This is a genomic window from Flavobacterium sp. DG1-102-2, from assembly GCF_033042555.1.
GTDB lineage: Bacteria > Bacteroidota > Bacteroidia > Flavobacteriales > Flavobacteriaceae > Flavobacterium.
On record NZ_JAWLIK010000004.1, the window covers coordinates 229756 to 252142 of the forward strand.

At 40.5% G+C, this 22387-nt stretch carries 22 protein-coding genes; 8 read left to right on the plus strand and 14 right to left on the minus strand.

Annotation, left to right across the window (positions count from 1 at the left end):
• Position 1: 1 nt before the first annotated feature.
• Together R1T16_RS08290 and R1T16_RS08295 are read right to left on the minus strand one after the other, a co-directional pair.
• Positions 2-463, minus strand: coding sequence for an RES family NAD+ phosphorylase (locus R1T16_RS08290; protein ID WP_317500632.1), 462 nt, complete (start codon positions 461-463; stop codon positions 2-4).
• On the minus strand, positions 460-888 hold the full coding sequence (locus tag R1T16_RS08295; protein ID WP_317500633.1) for an antitoxin Xre-like helix-turn-helix domain-containing protein: 429 nt from the start codon (positions 886-888) through the stop codon (positions 460-462). The genes R1T16_RS08290 and R1T16_RS08295 overlap by 4 nt, the downstream gene beginning before the upstream one ends.
• 224 nt (positions 889-1112) lie before the next feature.
• Between R1T16_RS08295 and R1T16_RS08300 the strand changes: the two genes are divergently transcribed.
• Both R1T16_RS08300 and R1T16_RS08305 read left to right on the plus strand, forming a co-directional pair.
• The gene (locus tag R1T16_RS08300; RefSeq protein WP_317500634.1) at positions 1113-1772 is read left to right on the plus strand and encodes a TetR family transcriptional regulator C-terminal domain-containing protein; all 660 of its coding nucleotides are present in this window, start codon (positions 1113-1115) and stop codon (positions 1770-1772) included.
• Between the two features lies 1 nt (position 1773).
• Complete coding sequence (locus R1T16_RS08305; protein WP_317500635.1) at positions 1774-3084, plus strand: ABC1 kinase family protein; 1311 nt, start codon at positions 1774-1776, stop codon at positions 3082-3084.
• Between the two features lie 52 nt (positions 3085-3136).
• Here R1T16_RS08305 and secA read toward each other — a convergent pair whose 3' ends face one another.
• From secA to R1T16_RS08340, 7 genes are all read right to left on the minus strand, one after another.
• On the minus strand, positions 3137-6496 hold the full coding sequence (gene secA / locus R1T16_RS08310) for a preprotein translocase subunit SecA (RefSeq protein WP_317500636.1): 3360 nt from the start codon (positions 6494-6496) through the stop codon (positions 3137-3139).
• Between the two features lie 96 nt (positions 6497-6592).
• The gene (locus R1T16_RS08315) at positions 6593-6814 is read right to left on the minus strand and encodes a DUF2795 domain-containing protein (RefSeq protein WP_002986941.1); all 222 of its coding nucleotides are present in this window, start codon (positions 6812-6814) and stop codon (positions 6593-6595) included.
• A 234-nt stretch (positions 6815-7048) separates the two neighbouring features.
• Positions 7049-7621, minus strand: coding sequence for a cob(I)yrinic acid a,c-diamide adenosyltransferase (locus R1T16_RS08320; protein WP_317500637.1), 573 nt, complete (start codon positions 7619-7621; stop codon positions 7049-7051).
• Between the two features lie 97 nt (positions 7622-7718).
• Positions 7719-8420, minus strand: a complete 702-nt coding sequence (locus tag R1T16_RS08325) for an ABC transporter ATP-binding protein (RefSeq protein ID WP_317500638.1) — start codon at positions 8418-8420, stop codon at positions 7719-7721.
• An 83-nt stretch (positions 8421-8503) separates the two neighbouring features.
• Positions 8504-8785, minus strand: coding sequence for a hypothetical protein (locus R1T16_RS08330; RefSeq protein ID WP_317500639.1), 282 nt, complete (start codon positions 8783-8785; stop codon positions 8504-8506).
• A gap of 192 nt (positions 8786-8977) precedes the next feature.
• Entirely contained in the window at positions 8978-9247 is a 270-nt protein-coding gene (locus R1T16_RS08335) for a hypothetical protein (protein WP_317500640.1), read from the minus strand.
• A 109-nt stretch (positions 9248-9356) separates the two neighbouring features.
• On the minus strand, positions 9357-9581 hold the full coding sequence (locus R1T16_RS08340) for a DUF2188 domain-containing protein (protein WP_317500641.1): 225 nt from the start codon (positions 9579-9581) through the stop codon (positions 9357-9359).
• 181 nt (positions 9582-9762) lie between these two features.
• On the opposite strand from R1T16_RS08340, the gene R1T16_RS08345 reads away from it, so the two are divergent.
• Together R1T16_RS08345 and R1T16_RS08350 are read left to right on the plus strand one after the other, a co-directional pair.
• Positions 9763-10284 (plus strand): DUF4833 domain-containing protein, encoded by a 522-nt coding sequence (locus R1T16_RS08345; RefSeq protein ID WP_317500642.1) that lies wholly within the window; start codon positions 9763-9765, stop codon positions 10282-10284.
• A 223-nt stretch (positions 10285-10507) separates the two neighbouring features.
• Positions 10508-11200 (plus strand): hypothetical protein, encoded by a 693-nt coding sequence (locus R1T16_RS08350; RefSeq protein ID WP_317500643.1) that lies wholly within the window; start codon positions 10508-10510, stop codon positions 11198-11200.
• Positions 11201-11294: 94 nt separating this feature from the next.
• On the opposite strand, the gene R1T16_RS08355 is transcribed toward R1T16_RS08350, so the two are convergent.
• The 3 genes from R1T16_RS08355 to R1T16_RS08365 form a co-directional block, all read right to left on the minus strand.
• Positions 11295-11912, minus strand: a complete 618-nt coding sequence (locus R1T16_RS08355; protein ID WP_317500644.1) for a hypothetical protein — start codon at positions 11910-11912, stop codon at positions 11295-11297.
• A 70-nt stretch (positions 11913-11982) separates the two neighbouring features.
• The gene (locus R1T16_RS08360; RefSeq protein WP_317500645.1) at positions 11983-13851 is read right to left on the minus strand and encodes an ABC-F family ATP-binding cassette domain-containing protein; all 1869 of its coding nucleotides are present in this window, start codon (positions 13849-13851) and stop codon (positions 11983-11985) included.
• 132 nt (positions 13852-13983) lie between these two features.
• Positions 13984-15162, minus strand: coding sequence for a DUF1624 domain-containing protein (locus R1T16_RS08365; RefSeq protein ID WP_317500646.1), 1179 nt, complete (start codon positions 15160-15162; stop codon positions 13984-13986).
• A 164-nt stretch (positions 15163-15326) separates the two neighbouring features.
• Between R1T16_RS08365 and R1T16_RS08370 the strand changes: the two genes are divergently transcribed.
• The 3 genes from R1T16_RS08370 (at position 15327) to R1T16_RS08380 (ending at position 18473) form a co-directional block, all read left to right on the plus strand.
• On the plus strand, positions 15327-15755 hold the full coding sequence (locus R1T16_RS08370) for an Hsp20/alpha crystallin family protein (protein WP_317500647.1): 429 nt from the start codon (positions 15327-15329) through the stop codon (positions 15753-15755).
• A 134-nt stretch (positions 15756-15889) separates the two neighbouring features.
• Positions 15890-17029: a glycosyltransferase family 2 protein gene (locus R1T16_RS08375; protein ID WP_317500648.1), complete on the plus strand. Its 1140-nt coding sequence runs from the start codon at positions 15890-15892 to the stop codon at positions 17027-17029.
• Between the two features lie 121 nt (positions 17030-17150).
• Positions 17151-18473, plus strand: coding sequence for a dihydrolipoamide acetyltransferase family protein (locus R1T16_RS08380; protein ID WP_317500649.1), 1323 nt, complete (start codon positions 17151-17153; stop codon positions 18471-18473).
• Positions 18474-18523: 50 nt separating this feature from the next.
• Here R1T16_RS08380 and R1T16_RS08385 read toward each other — a convergent pair whose 3' ends face one another.
• Positions 18524-19555: a WYL domain-containing protein gene (locus tag R1T16_RS08385; protein WP_317500650.1), complete on the minus strand. Its 1032-nt coding sequence runs from the start codon at positions 19553-19555 to the stop codon at positions 18524-18526.
• Between the two features lie 281 nt (positions 19556-19836).
• On the opposite strand from R1T16_RS08385, the gene R1T16_RS08390 reads away from it, so the two are divergent.
• Positions 19837-21354, plus strand: a complete 1518-nt coding sequence (locus tag R1T16_RS08390) for a TROVE domain-containing protein (RefSeq protein ID WP_317500651.1) — start codon at positions 19837-19839, stop codon at positions 21352-21354.
• A gap of 257 nt (positions 21355-21611) precedes the next feature.
• Here R1T16_RS08390 and R1T16_RS08395 read toward each other — a convergent pair whose 3' ends face one another.
• Positions 21612-21833, minus strand: coding sequence for a hypothetical protein (locus R1T16_RS08395; protein ID WP_317500652.1), 222 nt, complete (start codon positions 21831-21833; stop codon positions 21612-21614).
• Positions 21834-22387 lie beyond the last annotated feature (554 nt).

Here is a 22387-nt window from a genome sequence, read left to right on the forward strand (position 1 = left end):
TTTATTTAATAAAAAGCCTTTCGTCAAAATCAAATGGCTCTATAAGCTTCACTTTTATTTTTTTAAAATCCCTGTGCGCCGGATTCAACAAATAATTGAATTCCCCCTGCACAACGGCAGAAGGCACTCGAAGTACAGCATATTTTTCGGTAGTTATAAAAGTGTCGCCCAGTTCCTGTGTGGAATGGGAGTGGGGCAGCGACTTCCAGTCTTCAGGAAGCTCTTCGGCCTGCAGTTCCTGTATAACCATTGTTTTGGGAATCTCTATGGCGATGATAACATAATCCAACGGCAGTATGCCTAATGGCGTATGTACAGCGATCTCAGTGGTGCATAATGCACGAGATTCGCTGGTATATACCATCGCAGTGCCTTTGCTGTTCCATCGCCCGCCGGCTTTTTCGGCACCGCGGCCTGAAAGGTCGTTAGCATAAACCGATTTACTTAGCCTGAATACTATCATGCCAGTACGCCGTGTTCTATTCGCGTAAGCTCATCCTTTAAAAGGTTAATGCCAAAAGAGCTGTCAAAAAGTTCTTTGGGTTTTATCTTTCCAAGGGCAAGGCTTTGGGTATTCAGCCAGGTGTCAAAGTTTTGGCTGCTGCCAAATACAGATATTCCTTTTTTATACAGCAGTGCTATCTCCAGTATTTTTTCTGACTGAAGCGCGTCAAAAGTGCGTGCCTCTTTTTTGTAGCGCTGCATGGTACGTTCTGACACATGCAGGAAACCCGACCATTCGGATAAGTCAAACGGACTTTTTTCCATGAAGTTTACAAATACAGGAAATTGTATCCCCTGCCTTACAAGAGATATTAATGACATTATATTTTTGTCGTCTACAACGCCATAATTCAGGTCTTTGCTAAAAAGATCAATCGCTTCCATGATGCTTTAGAATTTGATACAGAACAAATTTACGAAACTTGTCTTTAATTTTCAGACAAATGTCGTTAAAATTTCAAAGTTATTTTTATTTCAGAAAAAAATGAAACTTTAAGATAGTTTAGCATGGATTTTGCTTACATTTACCTGTATCTAAAATTATTAACCGTCCGGCAGGTTTGTAAACCCTTGAGCAGGTGAAATTTGTCAGGCCTAAATTTATTGTCATGGCAGTTAAAAAAATAATACAGCTTTCTAAATCTGAACTTATAGATAAGTATTCAGACTATTGCCTGATGAACGGCCACAAACCGGCATCAGTATATAAATTTGCTAAAGAGAATGGTTTTGAAGAAGCCGAATTCTACAAGTACTTCACCTCTTTTGAATCACTGGAACATTTCTATTTTGCAGAGATGTTCAACTACACGCTGGTAGCGCTTAACCAGTCGCCATCGTATTTAGCGTTTAGCGGTGTAGCAAAGCTTTCGGCATTCTATTTTACTTTTTTTGAAATGGCAACGGCTAACAGGAGCTTTATCATATACACGATGCAGGAGGGTGGTAATAAACTTGCCAACCTTAAAAAGCTTAAAGCACTGCGCGCCGAGTTTCTTCAGTATGCCGAAGCCGTACTTGAAAAACCGGTACAGTCAGAGAGTGGCAGGGCCAACAGGATTCAGGGCAATGCACTGAGCGAAGGCGCATGGCTGCAATTCCTTTCGATATTCAAATTCTGGGTTGAAGATACCTCGCCAAACTTTGAGAAGACTGATGTATTTATTGAGAAATCGGTTAAGGCATCGTCAGATTTGGTGTATAACAGTCCGCTGAAAAGCCTGTTTGACCTTGGCAAATTTGTATGGAAAGAAAAATTTTCCATATAATATGAAAAGGCTTGATTCGATTCCCACAAACAAGATTGAGAGGGTAACCAAACTGGTTGCCACAGGGGCGAAGGTAGGAGGGAATTACCTTAAATATTACGGACAGAAGATCGTTAACCCTGACCTGACCAAAGATAACCTGCATAAAGAAAATGCAGCCGATATTTATGACGGGCTAAAGGAACTGAAAGGCAGTGCGCTTAAAGTAGCGCAGATGCTGAGTATGGAAAAGAACCTGCTGCCACAGTCGTATGTAGAGAAGTTTTCGCTGAGCCAGTTTTCGGTTCCGCCATTATCAGCGCCACTGGTCATGAAGACTTTTAAGAGCTATTTTGGCAAAGAGCCGCACCAGCTGTTTGATGAATTTAGTGCCGACTCTATAAATGCCGCCAGCATAGGACAGGTGCACCGTGCTAAAAAGGACGGTAAAAACTTAGCGGTTAAGATCCAGTATCCCGGAGTGAGAGAAAGCATTGGTACAGACATTGCTTTAGTAAAACCAATTGCGATAAGAATGTTTAATCTTCAGGGAGCATCTGATGAATACTTTAAAGAAGTTGAGGATAAGCTGACTGAAGAGACCGATTATGTACTGGAACTTAAACAGAGCGAGACCATACGCATTGCGTGTGCACACATAGAAAATCTAAAGTTCCCAAAATATTACCCTGAACTGTCGTGCGAGAAGATCATCACGATGGACTGGATGGAAGGCATTCACCTGTCAGAATTTTGTAAAAAGGAAACCTCGCAGGAAAAACGAAACAAGGTAGGGCAGGCACTATGGGATTTCTATATGTACCAGATACACGAGCTTAAGAATTTCCATGCCGATCCGCATCCTGGTAATTTCCTTGTGGATGCAGCGGCTAACCTTATGGCAATCGACTTTGGCTGCATGAAACAGATACCGGACGAATTCTATATTCCGTATTTTGACCTTGCCAAAAAAGAAAACTTAAACGATCCTGTATTCTTTAACGATAAGCTGTACGAACTGGAAATATTGAAAAAGAATGATTCGGCTAAAGAGATCGAATTTTTTTCCACATTGTTCCACGATCTGCTTACTGTATTCACCGAGCCGTTCCAGCGGGACCGATTTGATTTTTCAGATACACGATTCAGCGACGCTATTGCCGGGCTGAGCGATAAATTTGCCAACGATAAAACGCTGCGCAAAATGAACGGTAACCGTGGGTCTAAACACTTTATCTATGTGAACAGGACATTCTTTGGGCTATACAGCCTGTTGTTTGACCTGAAAGCTGAGATTGATGTGAGCGCTTACAGCGGTTATCTGGCAGAATAATAAAACAAAAAATCCCCTGAGCGATCAGGGGATTTTTTATAAATATAGGTGATTATTCATTAACAATAATCCATTCGCCGGTAGCTAAAAGGCCTTCGGCTTTTTTAAATTTCATTGTTTCAGATTTACCGCTCATAACATGTTTGATAGTTACATTGTCATTACGGTTAATTTTCGGTGCATCTCTTACCACAGTTTCTACAGTCTGAGGGCGGCTTTGGCTTTGCTGTGATACCTCACGTGCTTTAGCAGCCATTTCGTCGGTATTCATAACCTCGTCTTTAGTCTCAGTATAGTTTTCCTGGATCGTTTCCTGTCTTGCTTCCTGAATAGTACCAGGGTTTTGAGAAGGAAGGTCGCCTTTGAAAAGGAATGATATTACTTCTTTGTTGATACCGTCCATTGTTTTCTTGAACAGGTTGAAGGCTTCAAACTTATAAATAAGAAGCGGGTCTTTTTGCTCATGAACCGCAAGCTGAACCGATTGTTTCAGCTCATCCATTTTGCGAAGGTGTTTTTTCCATGCTTCATCTACGATAGCAAGGGTAATGTTCTTCTCAAAATCGTTCACTAATGTACGGCCTTCGCTTTGGTAAGCTTTGTCAAGGTCGGTTACAACATTGAGTGTTTTGATACCATCTGTAAACGGAACAACGATACGCTCATACTGGCCATTGTTATTTTCGTAAACATTTTTGATAACAGGGAAAGCCTCTGCAGCGTTACGCTCTGTCTTTTCGGTGTAATGGTCAAGTACTACTTTATATACTTTTCCTGCAAGCTCCCTTTCAGACAGCCTTGCAAATTCAGCCTCAGTTACGGGAGAACTGATAGAGAAAGTACGGATAAGTTCAAACTCAAAGTTTTTGAAATCCTGGGTAGCCTTGTTAGTTTCTGCAATAAGTTCGGCAGTATCATACATCATGTTAGCTAAATCTACTTTTAGCCTTTCGCCATGTAGTGCGTGTTTTCTGCGTTTGTAAACGACTTCACGCTGCGCGTTCATAACGTCATCATATTCAAGAAGACGCTTACGTACGCCAAAGTTGTTCTCTTCTACTTTTTTCTGCGCGCGCTCAATAGATTTCGTCATCATAGAGTGCTGGATAACTTCTCCTTCTTTAAGTCCCATACGGTCCATAATTTTGGCAACCCTTTCAGAACCAAATAAACGCATAAGGTTATCTTCAAGCGATACATAGAACTGAGAGCTTCCCGGGTCACCCTGACGACCTGCACGGCCTCGCAGCTGGCGGTCAACACGACGTGAATCGTGACGTTCTGTACCAATGATCGCTAATCCGCCTGCTGCCTTAACTTCAGGGGTAAGCTTAATATCGGTACCACGGCCGGCCATGTTTGTTGCAATGGTGACAACTCCCGGTTTACCTGCTTCGGCAACAATTTCAGCCTCTTTTTTGTGAAGTTTTGCATTCAGTACGTTATGAGGAACGTTTCTCATTTTAAGCATACGGCTTAAAAGTTCTGATATCTCTACAGAAGTTGTACCGATAAGCACCGGCCTTCCCGCTGCAGATAGTGCAGACACGTCTTCGATAACTGCGTTGAATTTTTCACGCATTGTACGGTAGATAAGATCCTGCTCATCTTTACGTGAAATTCCCCTGTTAGTAGGAATCTCTACAACGTCAAGTTTATATATTTCCCAGAACTCACCTGCTTCAGTAACAGCTGTACCGGTCATACCGCCCAGCTTGCTGTACATCCTAAAGTAGTTTTGCAGGGTAATTGTAGCAAATGTTTGTGTAACAGCTTCAATCTTTACGTTCTCTTTAGCCTCAATAGCCTGGTGTAATCCGTCAGAATAACGGCGTCCGTCCATGATACGTCCTGTCTGCTCATCTACGATAAGTACTTTATTATCCATGATAACATACTCAGTATCTTTCTCAAACAGGGTGTACGCTTTAAGAAGCTGTGTTAACGTATGGATGCGCTCACTTTTTACAGAGAAGTCTTTAAAAAGCTCTTCTTTTTGTTCTGCTTCTTCTTCTTTAGAAAGTTTTCTTTTTTCTATAGAAGCTATTTCAGTACCAATATCAGGAAGTACAAAGAAGTGGCTGTCAGTATCCTGAGAAAGGAATTTTATACCGTTATCTGTAAGTTCTACCTGGTTGTTTTTTTCTTCAATTACAAAATAGAGTGCTTCGTCAACCTTGTGCATGTCACGATTGTTATCGGCCATGTACTGGTTTTCTGTTTTTTGAAGCAGCTGCTTAACACCCTCTTCACTTAAGAATTTAATAAGCGCTTTGTTTTTAGGAAGTCCGCGGTATACGCGAAGTAAAAGGAATCCGCCTTCTTTAGTGTTACCCTCGCGGATAAGTTTTTTGGCCTCGGCCAAAACTCCGTTAAGTAATGTTCTCTGAAGGTTTACAAGATTGTCAATTTTCGGTTTAAGTTCTGTAAACTCGTGGCGGTCACCCTGAGGAACCGGACCAGAGATAATAAGCGGTGTACGTGCATCATCTACTAATACAGAATCGACCTCATCGACAATGGCATAGTTATGCTTACGCTGTACAAGTTCGCCCGGCGAATGTGCCATGTTATCCCTAAGGTAGTCAAAACCAAATTCGTTGTTTGTACCATAAGTAATATCTGCTGCATACGCTTTGCGTCGTGCATCAGAGTTTGGCTGGTGGTTATCTATACAATCTACAGTAATACCGTGGAATTCAAACAGAGGTGCTTTCCATGAGCTATCCCTTTTTGCAAGGTAGTCATTCACGGTTACAAGGTGCACGCCGTTTCCGGTAAGTGCGTTAAGGTAGAGCGGCAGTGTAGCCACAAGGGTTTTACCTTCACCCGTCTGCATCTCGGCAATTTTACCCTGATGAAGAACAATACCACCTATAAGCTGAACATCATAATGGATCATGTCCCAGGTAATTTCTTTACCAGCAGCATTCCATGAGTTAGCCCATACGGCGTTGTCGCCTTCTATAGTAATATAGGGTTTCTCTGCAGACAGTTCCCTGTCTTTAGGAGAAGCAGTTACAGTGATAGACGTGTTCTCTTTAAAGCGGCGCGCAGTTTCTTTAACTACAGCAAAAGCTTCAGGAAGAATTTCCATCAATGTTTTCTCAGATATATCATAAGCCTCTTTTTCAAGGGCGTCAATAGAAGCATAGATGTCTTCACGAGCATCAATATCCTCTACTTTTTCCACTTCTTGCAGGTAAGAAGCTATTTTAGCGTCTTTATCAGCACGGGCCTTACGGATAGTGTCTTTAAAATATATTGTTTTCTCCCTTAGCTCGTCATGGCTAAGCTGAGCTAAAGCGCCTTCGTACGACTTGATCTTGTTGATCAGCGGCTGCATGGCCTTAACGTCTTTTTGCGACTTATCGCCTACAAAGGCTTTAAGAATGCTGTTTATTAAACTCATTATTTTGTAATTACTTATATTTAATTGTGATAGGATACAAATTTAACCAAAAAAAAAGCCTCGCGGAGAGACTTTTCAATTGAATTTTATTTTTTCCTAGTATTCATCCTCGTTCCAAAGATAATCTTCGTCCGTTGGATAATCCGGCCATATTTCTTCCATCGATTCATAGATTTCACCTTCGTCTTCAATGGATTGAAGGTTCTCTACTACCTCAAGAGGAGCACCGGTCCTGATGGCATAATCAATAAGCTCATCTTTGGTGGCAGGCCACGGAGCATCACTTAAATAGGATGCTAATTCTAATGTCCAATACATCTTCTAAACGATTAAAGTTTATGCAAAAATAAATTTTCTACTGAAAATGCCAAGTAAAAATTTGTTTATTTTATTTAAAAAAATAAGAACGTGTTTTTTGGTGTTCAGTACTTAGTGTTCAGCAGGCATTTTTAGCCGCATAATACCAGCAACATACAGTTGAAATAGGAGTCCTAAAAAGCCTCCCGTCTTACTGTAAACTGACAACCGATTATCGTAAACTAAAAAAACTCGCTAGAGTTTTTCCGGTATCCATTTCACTTCGTCAGCCTTTAGGTCATGGGACAACTTTCGTGCCAATACAAAAAGGTAGTCAGAAAGTCGGTTCAGGTACGTCAAAACCAACTCATCAGTAGGTTCAAGTTCATGTAAATGCACCGAAAGGCGCTCTGCGCGACGGCAAACACACCTTGCTATATGACAATATGACACCGTTGTATGCCCGCCCGGAAGTACAAAATGGGTCATAGGTGGCAGTTCGCTTTCCATACTGTCTATTTCGTTTTCAAGAAGTTCTATGTCCGTCTCAGTGATTCTAGGAATGTTAAGTCGTTCCTTTCCGTTCTTAAGTACCGATTTTTCAGGGTCTGTGGCCAGTATGGCACCTAAAGTGAACAACCTGTCCTGTATTCTTTCCAGTATTTTTTTGTAATCAGGATTAATATCCTGATCGCGTATAAGTCCAATGTGCGAATTTAATTCGTCTACCGTACCGTAACTTTCAATACGTATATGGTGTTTTGGTACACGCGTTCCACCAAATAGGGCGGTGGTGCCTTTATCTCCTGTTTTAGTATATACTTTCATAGTTGATGGTTGTCGGTTGATGGTTGATGGTTGGCGGTTTTTAGGGATGATAGCAATTGGAAAATCCAGCAACTAATAACCATCAACCGGCAACTAATTAAATGTGCGGATTTGGATTCACGTTATCACTTTCTATGATGCCATCACGCAGTCGTATTACCCTATGAGTGTAGGCTGCAATGTCTTCTTCGTGGGTAACAATTATAACGGTGTTACCGTTAGCATGGATGTCGCCAAACAGCTTCATGATCTCAACAGACGTTTTACTGTCAAGATTTCCTGTAGGTTCATCGGCCAGGATGATAGATGGATGATTAACTAATGCCCTGGCTACAGCTACCCTTTGGCGCTGCCCGCCTGAAAGCTGGTTAGGCTTATGATCCATACGGTCTTCAAGGCCTACCTGTGTAAGTACTTTTGTGGCACGTGCATGGCGTTCGTTTTTTTTGTAGCCGGCGTATACCATTGGCAATGCTACATTATCAAGTGCGGTGGTACGTGGCAGCAGGTTAAACGTTTGGAAAACGAAACCTATTTCCTTGTTGCGTATTTCTGCCAGTTCGTCGTCTGCCATACGGCTTACGTCTTTTCCGTTAAGTATGTAGCTGCCTCCTGTTGGTGTGTCAAGACAGCCTAATATGTTCATGAGCGTACTTTTTCCTGATCCTGACGGACCCATAAGTGCTACATATTCGCCTTTATTTATCTGGAGGTTAACTCCTTTTAAAACCTTTACGATCTCACTTCCAAGAGGAAAATCGCGGGTTATGCCTTTAATCTCGATTATTGGTTCTGACATTGATGATGATTTGAGGCCTAAAAGTAGTGATTTTTTTAAAAATGCAGCAATTATAGCCGCCGGTTTGATGCAGGTAGCGATTTTTAAAAATGTTTGTTCCAGTTCTGGCCAAGCCATATTTTTATCTCTGCTCTTGTGTTTATCTTTTCCGGCAGGTATTTATACATTAGCTTTTCAAGCCGTTGGCGTGAGCTAACAGAAAAGAGTCCGTTAATCTTAAGAAAACGGTTCATAAAGTCGAGCATGTGATATCCATTTTTCCTGTCAATGAAATCGTCGCCGTGAATAGCTGTATGTCTTTTATCTTTTAGGTCGTTGCTCCAGTCATACTGGTACTTAAGGTCTTCACGTTTTAATTCGGGCATAGTTAGCTATTGTAATTTTAAACATAATGCTAAAATTCAATAGTTGGATGTAAATAAGCAGGGCTGTTAGAGCACTGGTCTTACAATGTAAGGGGTAAGGCATCTTACATTGCGAAGTAAATATACAAATCAGTGTGCAGTATGATTATCAGTATTTTACCAAATTTGTTATGAAATTTGTTGCAGCTGTACTTACTCCATAAAGCAATAAGCAATAGCGCATGCTAATAGCATAAATACGCTAAAGGATGAAAGTATAATTATAGAACGGGCTTTGTCTATGTCGCGCCCGGCTTTTTTATCGTCTTTATATTTTCTGGTGGCAAAATAGAGCATCGCCAATCCTGTTATCAGTATAATCCAGCTAAATTTAAATGGGTCCTTAATAACAAGGAACATAACGAAAGAGGAAAATAATCCGGTTAGCTGAATGCCTTTTTCGGCAGCGGTGCGATTTTGCATTGGTTTGGTTTGTAACTGCGAATATAAATAAAAATATCTTTTAAAAAGTGGTATTGCCATAAACAAAAAACCACCCTTGCAGGTGGTTTTCGTCTGATTTTGAATTGTATTAAAGTCTGGCGGCACTTCTTGGGAATCGTTGTTCTTCCTGTATGCTGCCATCTGCTTTGTGTATAATTACCGAACATCTGCTGTGGCTTTTTGCTATTGCGATAGTGCGGTTTATTACGTCCTGTTTGCTTTCTCCTGTAACAGGCGTGTGTTTTGAGTGTTCCATCACTCCTTTCCAGCCGTTGCGGCCGTTCTGCATTACATGATATACCCTGCTGTTCATCGTATAGTAGATTTTAGTTGATGTTGTAAAAGTAATACAGTATCTTTCTAAAATAGTTAAGGCTTTGCTAATTAACAGATTATGAAAATGCCGGATTTAGTTAAAGTTCATAACTTTTTAGATACTGATAACGTTGTAGTGATATTTTGTTTAAATTTATCTAACATAAAATCAGTAGATTATGAGGAATTCATTACTGTTCATTTTGTTTATGGCTGTTGTAACAGGCTGCAATGCTCAGGAAGGGTATCCCGTGCCTCCGCATACTAACGGAAGGTTGTTCTATATTCAGCATGCCAACAACCACAATACGTTTGTATATGATGCAAATTTGTTATCGGGTAAAAAAGTTAGTGACGCAGAACCTATAAAGGTGCATCGTATCAATTATAAAAAAGGAGGTATAAAGGAAGAGTTAAGTGGGCTTCAGCGAAAAATGGCATACGGTGTTGAATGTATCAAGACTGCCGCAAACACTTTTGATTTTACCCTGGCGGCTTATCCCGCTAAAAAGTTTACGCTGAAAGTTGGCGGAGAGGCATCTCCTCACGTTACTGTCTTTATAAACGGAAAAAATATAATACTCAACAGGATGTTCCTGTTTTGCAATAAGCTTGGTACAGGTGTCTCATCGATAAATTTCTATGGTAAAGATGCGCTCACCGGTAAAGAAATAACCGAAAATTTCGTGGTTAAAAAATAAAGTTAGTTATCAATTCTCTGCCTGCTGTACTACTAGTGCAGCAGGCTTTTTTATTGAATTTTTCAACGAATAGTATTTCTTAAAAAGTTAAGGACTTCTTAATGATTCTTAATTGATAGTTAATTCTGCTAAACTATTCTTAATAAATTAATAGTTATTTTGAAATGTGCTTAATCATAAACTACTTTTGGATCATCAAAGTAACATAAAAATACAAACAACCATGAAAAAATTCAATTTAGTACTGGGCGCTGTCCTGGTAGCTGCGGGAGTAACATCTTGTAAAGACGAAAAAAAAGAAACTGCAAAGACTAATGTAGATCATTATGTAGTATATGTAGATTCTATCAACGGTCTTGATTCTGCTGAAAGAGCTGCAAACTGGGCTGCAATCCAGGCAGGTTATGAAGCAAGACAGGCTGAAGCAGAAGCTGCACTAGCTGCACTTGAAAATGATGCTGAAGCTCAAAAAAGAATTGAAGAGTCTAAATCTAAATATGACGGCGTAAAAATGCAGGCTGAAAGCGAAGCTAAACAAAAAGCTGAGGCTGAAGCAGCGGCTGCGGCTCCTGCAGGAAACCCAATGGCTGATAAATTCTTTGGTCCTGGTAATGTTATCGGAAACGATATGACATTTGCGTGGGTTAACAAAGATAACATCCTAGGTGTTTATCAAAAATTCTACGAAACGTTTGACGCTGAGAAAGATGCTTACACAAGACAAGATCTTGATAAAGTAAAAGCTTGGTACGAAGCGCTTGATAACCGTAAAAATACTGTGGAAAAAGAAGGTCTATCTGGCGAGGATAACAGAAAAATCGCTGCTGTGAAACTTAAATTCGCTCCTAAATTCCGTTGGGAAAGAATGACAGCTAAAGGGGAAGAAAACCAAAAAGCAAAAGATAAAGCGAACTAAGAAAAGTTTTTTTATATAAATTTGTGTGAATTAAAGGTGTGCTTCGGCGCACCTTTTTTTTGCTTAAAACTTCAGCTACCTTTTTAATAACGGGTTAATATAACAAACCCCAAAGGTTTTTGGCTCCCAATGCGAAGTCAAGAACCTTTGATGTTGTTGTACGTATCATAAAATGTTCTTTTGCCTGCTCAGGCCTGAAGAATATCAAACCTAAGTGGTAGGTGTCAATGCTTACCGTTACTCGTGGATCTTTTTTTATGGTTTCCCAGTCGTATTCTGCCTGCGCAGATGAGTGGATATTGCCTATTGCGCAAACCGTATTGCTGCCTATGCTCGGCATAAGAGTTTCAATTTGAGGAAGGATAGGAGCTGTATCTGATGCAGATATATATATGAGGTCTAAATTGCCGCTTATGGGGGCAAATGTGGAGAAGAACCAAAGTTTAAGTTTAAGTTCCTCACCGTAATTTCGAAGCAAATCGACCACAGCTGTAGCATCGTCACCTAATATTACCAGTCTCTCTTTATGGAGGTTAACCAATATCCTGAAAAGTATATCAATGGTTTTTCTATCAAGCGTTTCTGTAGCAGTTTTTGGGTAAAGCATTGTTTTTGTATTCAGCGCTCTTGTAATACCAAAAACAAATGGGGAATGCACCCCGTGCAGATTTACCGAGTTCCAGAGAAATTTGCTGTATGATAGTTGTGCCATAAGTTCAATAACAGTTGCAATATTCAGTCACAAATCTGTTGACTGTGACTGAATATTGTAAACTAAAAATTTATTCTTCCATTTTAGCGCTTAACTCAAACCAGCGCTCAGTATTTGTTTCTATCTTTTTAAGTACAGTTTCAAGATCGGCAGCTTTTTTAGCTATGTCTGCGTCGGCGATAGTGCCTTCTGCAAATTGCTTTTCAATAGCTTCCTTCTCGCGTTCAAGATCCTTAATATCTTTTTCTACCTTTTGGAATTCTTTCTGTTCGTTAAAAGTTAGTCCCGGCTTAACATTGTTCTGTTTCCAGGCTTTTTTGTTGTCACCTACTGGTTTAAGTTCTTCTTTAGTCGGCTCGGCACTGTCTTCATAAGCCCTGAAATCACTATAGTTGCCCGGAAAATCTTCGATGATTCCCTGTCCCCTGAAAACAAACAGGTGATCCACTATCTTATCCATAAAATACCTGTCGTGAGATACTACTATAAGACAGCCCGGATAATCCAGAAGAAAGCTCTCCAGTACGTTTAGCGTAACGATGTCAAGGTCGTTTGTTGGCTCATCCAGAATAAGGAAGTTGGGGTTTTGGATAAGGACAGTACACAGGTAAAGCCTTTTCAGTTCGCCCCCGCTTAGTTTTTCAACGAAGTCGTATTGTTTTTTTCTGTCGAAAAGGAATTTTTCCAATAGCTGCGATGCAGAAATTGTTCTTCCTTTGGCCAGCGGAATATATTCACCATATTCTTTAATGATGTCAATAACCTTTTGCTCCGGTTTTGGGTTAATACCGCTTTGTGTATAATAACCAATTTTAATGGTTTCACCGGTTATCACTTTTCCGCTGTCAGGCGGAAGGGTTTGGGTGATAAGATTCAGGAAAGTTGATTTTCCTGTGCCGTTCTTACCGATAATCCCTATGCGTTCTCCTTTTTTAAAATTGAAGCTAAAGTTTTCAAGAATGGTTTTCTGCTCAAATTTTTTAGATATGTTGTGCAGCTCTACGATCTTGCTGCCCATGCGCTCCATATTGATCTCCAGTTCTACCTGGTGGTCTTTACGGCGGCTGTGTGCTTTTTCCTGGATAACATAAAAGTCATCCTGGCGCGATTTAGATTTGGTGGTACGCGCCTTCGGCTGACGGCGCATCCAGTCCAGTTCTTTTACATAAAGGTTTTTTGCTTTGTCAATGCTTGCGTTCTCTGCGGCAATGCGCTCTTCCTTTTTCTGAAGGTAGTACGAGTAGTTTCCTTTGTATTGGTATAGCTTACCATTCTCAAGTTCAATGATCTCATTGCAAACACGCTCTAAGAAAAAGCGGTCGTGCGTTACCATAAACAGGGTCATGTTTTCTTTGGCAAAATAATTTTCCAGCCACTCAATCATTTCAAGGTCAAGGTGGTTGGTAGGCTCATCCAGTATTAAAAGATCAGGCTTGCTGATAAGGATGATAGCCAGGGCAACGCGTTTCTTTTGCCCGCCGCTCATGTTCTTTATCTTTACCTTCATGTCTTCCAGCTTCAGCTTGAACAGGATCTGCTTGTACTGGGTTTCAAAATCCCATGCGTTGTGCATGTCCATGCCTTCAAAAGCTTTTTGGTAAGCTTCTTCATCATCCGGATTTTCAAGTGCCTTTTCGTAGCGCTCAATTACTTTCAATATCTCGTTGTCAGACGCAAATATGCTTTCCTCAATAGTAAGCTCAGGGTCAAGGTTAGGTTCCTGAGACAGAAACGCCATCTTGATTTCCTTACGGATAACCACCTGTCCGGTGTCGGGCATGTCTTCGCCGTTAATGATCTTAAGGATGCTGGTTTTGCCGGTACCGTTTTTTGCTACAAAAGCAATTTTCTGGTCTTTGTTGATCCCGAACGAGATGTTTTCGAAAAGCGTGCGCTCCCCAAATGATTTTGATATGTTTTCTACTGAAAGATAATTCACTGTGGCTTTATTTTTTGCAAAAGTAACTTATTAATTATGAATTAAAAATTAAGGATTACGAATTCCTGTTGGTTAGATGTTCGATTGGTAATTGTAAAATCTGACTACCAGCAACAGACAACTATAAACAATCTAAACATAACTCAGCCACCACTTCTTGTGTGAGGTCTTGTAATTGTTGTACCATCTGCTTGGAAAGTAACACAACACCAAAACACCCAGCCATATCAGGTAAACTATGCCTAACGAAAAGCCAAAGTTTTCTTTAGGCCTGAAGGCAAAAGAAATCGGTATTTTGAAATTATCCTCCATAGTGTAGCCATCTACGAAAAACAGTATCGTACACAGTAGGTGTATAACATAAATGTGTATCAGGTAGTAGAAGAAGGGAACTCGGCCAAAAATATTGAATAGTGCCGTAAAGCGATTGCGGATATTTTCAATCAGGGCTAAGACTATCATTGCCGGGCCAATGGTCATACAGGCATACATTAGCGAAGGCGGATATTTCGTCACATTCAAAAAAGATAACACTGTGTAAATAAAGCTGGGCTGCGGTTCCCACGGTGCCGGGTCGCCATAGCTATTTACCAATCGCAGGCAAATAAATAAAGCGACTAGAAGGCTTCCTGTTATAATAAGCGCTTTTCTTCTGGTTTCCGACCTTACCTCGCCGTTATACCATCTTCCGGCAGCATAGCCTAAAAGCATAATCCCTGTCCATGGGAGTATGGCATAAGCGGTCATAAAACGAACGCTTCCTAATAAGTATGGTTCAAATTCGGTGATCAGGAAAAAGTTTGCCGCCACGTCAAGGTTATCATTGGTAATTACAATGTAATCCATAAGGTTGTGGCTAAGTGTAAGTAGTATCCCTATGGCTGCAAGAACCCAATACCTGAAGAATATCAATGCAGATAAAATAACCATACTGCATCCTATTGCCCAAATGACCTGCAAAAAGAAAAAATTAAAGAATATATTAAAGCTCCACCCAAAGCCTACGATGGTAAGCTCGGCAAACATTAGCCATAATCCGCGGGTAAGTAAGAACCATGTCAACTCTTTTTTGGTTTTACGCAGGCTTTGCAGGTAAATTGAAGTACCGGATAAAAATACAAAGGTCGGTGCGCAAAAATGGGTGATCCACCGGGTAAAAAATAGAATTGGTGTTGTGGTTTCCATGTTGGTTGGATCTCCGGTCATTGCATCAATGTGAAAGTAATCGCGGGTATGATCCAGTGCCATGAGTGCCATTATTATTCCACGAAGCACATCTATAGATTGTATGCGTTGTCTTATTGTGTCCATTTGTCGGTTGATTTGGTGAAGTAAATATAGATTTTATTCGCTTAAAATAATTTTTTGTGACAAAAAGTCAGTATAGGTGTCATTTTGTCTGTAAAAATTACTATGGAATAAAAGTTGACTATTACTATACAAATTTGAAAGTCGAACACTAAAAAAATAAAATTATGAACGTTATAAAACGTAACGCAGCAAACGGATTTCCAATCGTAATGGATCAATTTTTCAAAGACATTTTAGGTGGTACGCAGTATAATCATGCGGCTGTTCCTCTGGTAAATATTAAAGAGACCGAAACTTCATTCTCGCTTGAGCTTATTGCTCCGGGATTAAAGAAAGAAAGTTTCAACATAGAAATTGAAAAAGACCTTCTTACTATCTCTTCAGAAACAAAAGCTGAAAAAAATGAAGAGCAGGAAGGTAAATTTACAAGAAGGGAATTTCGTACCGCTTCCTTCAAAAGGTCATTTAAATTACCTGAGAACATAAAAGCTGAAGAGATTAATGCAGCATACCAGGATGGTATCTTGAATATTACGCTCCCTAAAAAAGAAGCAGCAGCACAGCCTGCAAAAAGACTGATAGATATTTCATAATGATGATTGGATTTGGTTAGTTAGTTGATAAAAGCGCCCACTCAAGGGGCGCTTTTATATTTTATGCCTGTTCTTGTCCGGCAGCGTTTTTATGTAGGATTTTTGAAATTCACAAATTCTTTTATCTTTGCCTAATGCAGTTGTCCGTAATTATACTTAATTATAATGTCCGCTATTTTCTTGAGCAATGCGTGCTGAGTGTTCAGCAGGCATTATCAGGTATTGAGGCTGAGATAATTGTGATAGATAATAATTCTACCGACGACAGCTGTGCGATGATGAAATCGCGTTTTCCTGAGGTAAAACTTATAGAGAACAGAGAGAATACAGGCTTCCCGAAAGGAAATAATATAGGTGTAGATGCTGCAAACGGCGAATATATCTGTATTCTTAATCCTGATACCGTTGTAGCTGAAGATACTTTTTCTAAAATTCTTTCATTTGCTAATGCGCAGAAAGATTTTGGTATATCGGGCGTTAAGCTTGTAGATGGCCGCGGCTGTTTTCTTCCTGAAAGTAAACGTGGGGTTCCTACACCCTGGGTTGCCTTTACAAAAATCGGCGGCCTGTATAAACTATTACCTCGAAAAGAAATATTCAACCGTTATTACGCACAGCATCTTGGTGAAAATCAAAATGGAAAAGTAGATATCCTTGTAGGTGCCTTTATGTTCATGAAACGTGATTTGTATCTTGAAATAGGAGGGTTTGATGAGGACTGCTTTATGTACAGTGATGATATAGACCTGTCGTATATGGTGCTTAAAAAAGGCTTACGCAATTATTACTTTGCAGATAGTTCAGTTATACATTATAAAGGAGAAAGTACAGTTAAAGATGGTGCTTACATGAAGCGCTTTCGTGAAGCGATGCAGTTTTTTTATAATAAACATTTTAGGCGATCCCCTCAGTTTGATGTACTCATGAAGATTGGGGCTTTCTTTTTTGCGGTGGCTAAGAAGAATAAGGCCGTTCCGGTATATTCACCGCAGCACTATGTATTAGTTTCAAAGAATGATAACCTGTCCCGGGCACTTAAAGATAAACTTGGCAGTACTGTAACACGTACGGAGCAGCTGTCGAATGTGCTGTCTTTTAAAAATAAGAAAGCTGAGGTGATGTTTGATAACGAATGTGTAAGCTTTAAAGAAATTATTACCTTTATAGAAAGTCACAAGAACGATGGCTTTACCTTTAAAATACGTCCTGCAGGTACCCGTTTTGTAGTGGGGAGCAATAGCAGCAATGACAGGGGAGAGGTCATTACGTTCTAATAATTGTGATAATTAGAAAAAACGATATAGTCCGCGAAAAATTATGCTAAAAATGGCAACGGCTTGTTTTTTTTATTAATTTCGCAAACTCAAATAGTAATTTTACCTTTAGGTTATCGATATGGCAAAATTTGAACTTAAATTACCCAAAATGGGTGAAAGTGTTGCTGAGGCAACTATAACAAATTGGTTAAAAAATGTTGGCGATCATATTGCGGCTGATGAGGCTGTACTTGAAATTGCGACAGATAAAGTAGATTCTGAAGTGCCTTCTGAAGTATCAGGAAAACTTGTGGAAGTGCTTTTTAATGTAAATGATGTGGTTCAGGTGGGCCAGACCATTGCTTATATTGAAACTGAAGGCGGTGTAGTTGTAGATGCTCCAAAAGAAGAGACTACAGCTGCAAATATCCAGGCTATAGAAAAAACGGTTGAGGCTGCTGCCACGGCTTTTGCTGCTCCGGTAGATTATTCGGAATCAGAGAAATTCTATTCGCCGCTTGTAAAAAACATTGCAAAAGAAGAAGGTATATCGCTTGCTGAGCTTGAAGCCATGAATGGTACAGGTAAAGAAGGCAGGGTTACTAAAAATGATATACTGGAATATATAAAAACACGCGGAAGCCAGCCTGCACAGGCAGCACCTGTAGCTCAACCGCAAACTATCCAGCAACCAATTACCAACAATCAGCAACCAGTAGTAGCAGCTAAGGCAGCTCCGGTATCGGTTAATGGCGGTGACGAGATCGTAGAGATGGACCGTATGCGTAAGCTTATCTCGGGTTACATGGTACAATCGGTACAAACATCGGCACACGTGCAGTCGTTTATCGAGGTAGATGTAACCAATATTGTAAAATGGAGGGATAAGGTTAAAAATGCATTTGAGAAGAGAGAAGGCGAGAAGCTTACTTTTACCCCAATATTTATGGAAGCTGTGGCCAAAGCGCTTAAAGACTTCCCGGGTATGAACATATCTGTAGATGGTGATTACATCATCAAAAAGAAAAACATCAACCTTGGTATGGCGGCAGCATTGCCAAACGGTAACCTTATCGTTCCGGTAATTAAAAATGCAGACCAGCTTAACCTTGTAGGTATGGCAAAAGCAGTAAACGATCTTGGTAACCGTGCTAAGGCCGGCAAGCTTAAACCAGACGATACTCAGGGTGGTACTTATACTGTAACTAACGTTGGTACATTTGGCAGTGTGTTCGGTACGCCGATCATCAACCAGCCACAGGTTGGTATCCTGGCACTGGGAGCTATCAGGAAAGTGCCCGCAGTTATTGAAACTCCGGATGGTGATTTTATCGGTATCCGCCAAAAAATGTTCCTTTCGCACAGCTATGACCACCGTGTGGTAGATGGTGCCCTTGGAGGATCATTCGTTAAGCGTGTTGCAGAATACCTTGAAGCTTTTGATGCTAACAGGGATTATTAAGAATAAGATTTTTTATCATATACAGAACGCCTCCGTTAATGGAGGCGTTTTTATTTATCTTCTTTTTTATTCTCCCCATAATACTTCGCAGCCCTTTCTATCCTTCTTTTTATCCTTGCCTGAAGGTTTCTGGGTGCCAGCACTTTCACGCATTCCCCAAAGCCTAATATCTCTTTTTCAAGCTCAAAATTCAATACCACGTCAATGCGTATTATGATGCCATTCTCATTCTCACTCAGTACCTGCTGCGAGCGATGTAGTGGCTTTGTAATTACATAAGGTGCATTTGTTTTGTCAAATTCCAGTATAACCCGTTGGGCTCTGTCGCGCTGTGATTTGGTTACGCCTATAAGATCATCAAAATAACGCTCAAAGTCTACACCTTCATATTCTACATATTGCTCTTTGGTAAGCGGCTGAAATTCTATCATACGGTCCAATGCCAGCGTCATCAGATACGGATGCTTCTTTTTCATCGAAACCAAAAACCAGCGGTTGCGGTGTTCCTTTAATAGATACGGATAATAAATTTCTTTGGAAGGCTTTTGTGCTTTAAAAGACTGGTACTCTATAAACAGCGGTGTCTTGTTAAGTATCGCCTGGTATAACGGATTGATATGCTCAATTCCTCTTAGTTCCTTATTATCATCAAACTGTATATGATTTTTTGTCTTTTTAGCCGACTTGTTTACATTATTCTCCAGTTTGGCAATAAGCTCGCTCATCTCATCAAAGTAATTAAAGCCGTTTAGCTGCTTTAATACGCTAACGATTTCCTTCATCTTTTCCATGTCGGTTTCGTTTATGGGCGACTTTGTAATACTATACGTAGCATCTTCATAGGTGTAAAAGCGTTTGTCATTTACTACAATAGGCGCGTTGTACCCTAAACTGTCGCTACGCATAACCTGAATGTCAGCCTGAATGGTACGCTTGCTCACGCCGCTGGTTATTCCCTCGTATTCATACAGCGCATCGGATACTTTTTCTATAATATCATTCAATGTCCATTTCCTGAAACGGTTCTTCAGGCATTCGTCTATTGTTTTATAGCGCAGCAACGCAAGCTTGTTTGTAGCCATTTTGTAGATTTTAACTGTTTTTGGTAAAAAGTGTACTCCAAAAATAATAAAAAATCTCTTTTACTGCGCAATGTAACTGCGTAGTAAATCTTTTGTTGGACATAATAGAAATTTATTTCAATTTTAGTGTGTTGTAAATCAGTTGTTTTTAATTTTTTTTAATTTTTTTTTCTGCTGCGCATTTTTACTGCGCAGGTGTGTGCGCATCTTTGCAATGTCAGGATGAGACAACAATTACTCTCCTCAAAAACAACAAGATAATAACCTAAAAGATTTGTATCATGAAATTCAATTTTTTAAACAGGCAAACCAACGTTACAGTTAATCATGAAGGTGCTAAGGCGTATAAAATGACTCCGGAACTTGAATTATATTCCGCCGTGGTTACAACTGGATTGAATGATTCATTTTACGAATCGGGTAACGAAAGGCTTGAAAAGATAAAAAGGCTTATCGCAAAATGCGATGCTGAGTTTGTGGCTAAACTGGCGGTGTATGCAAGGACAGAAATGTATTTACGATCTGTACCGATGGTACTTTCAGTTGAGCTGGCGAAGCAAACGTCGGGTAGCGATACGGTAAGCAGGACAGTGAGCAACGTTATACAGCGTGCAGACGAGATAACAGAATTGCTTTCGTACTACCAGATAGCCAACCAAAGGACAGCGACAAAAAAACTAAACAGATTGTCCAAGCAGGTGCAAAAAGGCCTTGCGGTATCGTTCAACAAGTTTGACGAATATCAGTTTGCCAAATACAACCGTGCAACCGATGTGAAGCTAAGGGACGCTTTGTTTTTAGTGCATCCAAAAGCAAAAGACGAAGCCCAGCAAGAGATCTTTAATAAAATAGCGGCCGACACACTGGCAACACCTTATACATGGGAAACAGAATTATCTGAATTGGGTAAAATAAAGTTTACCAATGCAGAAGAAAAGAAAAGAGCTGTAGCTGCCAAATGGGGTGAGTTAATAGAAAGCAGGAAGGTAGGCTACATGGCGCTGATGAGAAACTTAAGGAATATCCTCGAAGCAGGAGTATCGGCAAAGCATATACAAATGGTGTGCGAACACATAGCCAACGAAAAAGCGGTTATGGGTTCAAAACAATTGCCATTCCGTTTTCTTTCCGCATACCGGGAGATAAAAGAACTAAAGTCGGGTTACACCGCTGCGGTATTGAATGCGCTTGAAGATGCCGTGATGCACAGCGCTAAAAACATAAAAGGTTTTGGTTATACTACTTCGGTAGTTATTGCGGCAGACGTTTCGGGCTCCATGCAGCAGCCGGTATCGGCAAAAAGCAAAGTCCAGTTATATGACATAGGCCTTATGCTTGCCATGCTAATGCAGTCGCAGTGCAAAAATGTGATGACGGGTATGTTTGGCGATACTTGGAAAATAATAAACATGCCGCAACGTAATGTGCTTGCCAATGTAATGGAATTTTACCGTAGGGAGGGCGAAGTGGGTTACTCCACAAACGGTTACCTGGTGATAGAAGACCTTATAAAAAGAAGGCAGGCTGTTGATAAGGTAATGCTGTTTACCGATGTGCAGATGTATAGCTCCAATGGTTCTTCAAACTCGTTTGAAAGTTCGTGGATGCGTTACAAAGCCATAGCGCCAAATGCAAAATTGTATTTGTTTGACCTTGCAGGCCACGGTGCAGAGCCGCTTGACGTTCGTCGAAACGACGTTCACTTAATAGCAGGCTGGAGCGACAAGATATTTGATGTGCTTTTTTCTATGGAAGATGCAGGCAATGCGCTGACTAAGATAAACAGCATAGTGATATAGGTTAATAATGATTGCTTTTGCTCCCTTCTCTGTCGGAGAGGGGTCGGGAGTGAGGATTAAAAATAACAGGTGCCGTAAAGAAGGGTTACTTCGCACATTTAATGCCCGGGTCGCGGGTTCGAGTCCCGCCATCTCCACCAGAAAATAAAATTTTGGGGATGTAGCTCAGTTGGTTAGAGCAGGATCTGTCCCTTTTTGCTTTTTGCCCTGTTACAATATAGAATGGTGCTCCCGCAGCCACAGGATGTTGCGGGAGTTTATAAAAAATAAATTAATAAGTTATCAGAAATAGGCAGGCTTAAATAGGAAGCTTCGGGTTTAGACAAATTAGAGGCTTCGTTATTCTTGTCTTTGATGTTTATTAAATTGTGGTTCTCCTGTTTAGCACGCTGCGGCGGGAGATTACTGAAAAAATAAAAACAGATGCCGTAAATAAGAGTTACTTCGTGTGCCTCGGTCGCCGGTTCAAGCCCGGCCATATTCAACAGGTTTGCCTTTGGGTATGTAGCTCAGTTGGTTAGAGCAAGGAAAAATGTCTCTTATTGTTTTTAGCTCTGTTATGCTGTAAATGTGGTGCTCCTACGGCCGGCGGATGTTGTGGGAGTTTATAAAAATAAAATGCCGGTAAGTGTCGTAGAAAAGGGATACTTCTTTGGCTATAGCGGGTTCGAATCCCGTCACTGTTATCCCGAAGACAACAGTGTGAAATCATGCCCTCTTCGCTTTTTGCCTTACCAACATTACACAGGATGCCGTAAGTGTGGGATACTTCGCGACCATTTAGGGGAGGAATAGCGCAGCAGTTTTTATGCGGCAAGGCTATCCGGTTCGACTCCGGCGTTAGCACGCCCCGATTAAAAAGCCTGCACTGCCTTTTGCTCCTGAAAATATTGAGATGCCGTATTACAAAGCGTTACTTCGTTTGGTTGTTTCGTCGGGTTCGATTCCCGAAAGTATAAAAAGCGCTTGTTGCCATTGCTCTTGATGATAAAGAGTGCCGTTGTTACGTGTTACTTCGTTCCAAAGAAATTTC

Excerpts from the sequence above, each read along its gene's own strand:
- R1T16_RS08290 (WP_317500632.1), bottom strand. The coding sequence starts at position 463 with ATGATAGTATTCAGGCTAAGTAAATCGGTTTATGCTAACGACCTTTCA.
- R1T16_RS08295 (WP_317500633.1), bottom strand. The coding sequence starts at position 888 with ATGGAAGCGATTGATCTTTTTAGCAAAGACCTGAATTATGGCGTTGTA.
- R1T16_RS08300 (WP_317500634.1), top strand. The coding sequence starts at position 1,113 with ATGGCAGTTAAAAAAATAATACAGCTTTCTAAATCTGAACTTATAGAT.
- R1T16_RS08305 (WP_317500635.1), top strand. The coding sequence starts at position 1,774 with ATGAAAAGGCTTGATTCGATTCCCACAAACAAGATTGAGAGGGTAACC.
- secA (WP_317500636.1), bottom strand. The coding sequence starts at position 6,496 with ATGAGTTTAATAAACAGCATTCTTAAAGCCTTTGTAGGCGATAAGTCG.
- R1T16_RS08315 (WP_002986941.1), bottom strand. The coding sequence starts at position 6,814 with ATGTATTGGACATTAGAATTAGCATCCTATTTAAGTGATGCTCCGTGG.
- R1T16_RS08320 (WP_317500637.1), bottom strand. The coding sequence starts at position 7,621 with ATGAAAGTATATACTAAAACAGGAGATAAAGGCACCACCGCCCTATTT.
- R1T16_RS08325 (WP_317500638.1), bottom strand. The coding sequence starts at position 8,420 with ATGTCAGAACCAATAATCGAGATTAAAGGCATAACCCGCGATTTTCCT.
- R1T16_RS08330 (WP_317500639.1), bottom strand. The coding sequence starts at position 8,785 with ATGCCCGAATTAAAACGTGAAGACCTTAAGTACCAGTATGACTGGAGC.
- R1T16_RS08335 (WP_317500640.1), bottom strand. The coding sequence starts at position 9,247 with ATGCAAAATCGCACCGCTGCCGAAAAAGGCATTCAGCTAACCGGATTA.
- R1T16_RS08340 (WP_317500641.1), bottom strand. The coding sequence starts at position 9,581 with ATGAACAGCAGGGTATATCATGTAATGCAGAACGGCCGCAACGGCTGG.
- R1T16_RS08345 (WP_317500642.1), top strand. The coding sequence starts at position 9,763 with ATGAGGAATTCATTACTGTTCATTTTGTTTATGGCTGTTGTAACAGGC.
- R1T16_RS08350 (WP_317500643.1), top strand. The coding sequence starts at position 10,508 with ATGAAAAAATTCAATTTAGTACTGGGCGCTGTCCTGGTAGCTGCGGGA.
- R1T16_RS08355 (WP_317500644.1), bottom strand. The coding sequence starts at position 11,912 with ATGGCACAACTATCATACAGCAAATTTCTCTGGAACTCGGTAAATCTG.
- R1T16_RS08365 (WP_317500646.1), bottom strand. The coding sequence starts at position 15,162 with ATGGACACAATAAGACAACGCATACAATCTATAGATGTGCTTCGTGGA.
- R1T16_RS08370 (WP_317500647.1), top strand. The coding sequence starts at position 15,327 with ATGAACGTTATAAAACGTAACGCAGCAAACGGATTTCCAATCGTAATG.
- R1T16_RS08375 (WP_317500648.1), top strand. The coding sequence starts at position 15,890 with ATGCAGTTGTCCGTAATTATACTTAATTATAATGTCCGCTATTTTCTT.
- R1T16_RS08380 (WP_317500649.1), top strand. The coding sequence starts at position 17,151 with ATGGCAAAATTTGAACTTAAATTACCCAAAATGGGTGAAAGTGTTGCT.
- R1T16_RS08385 (WP_317500650.1), bottom strand. The coding sequence starts at position 19,555 with ATGGCTACAAACAAGCTTGCGTTGCTGCGCTATAAAACAATAGACGAA.
- R1T16_RS08390 (WP_317500651.1), top strand. The coding sequence starts at position 19,837 with ATGAAATTCAATTTTTTAAACAGGCAAACCAACGTTACAGTTAATCAT.
- R1T16_RS08395 (WP_317500652.1), bottom strand. The coding sequence starts at position 21,833 with ATGGCCGGGCTTGAACCGGCGACCGAGGCACACGAAGTAACTCTTATT.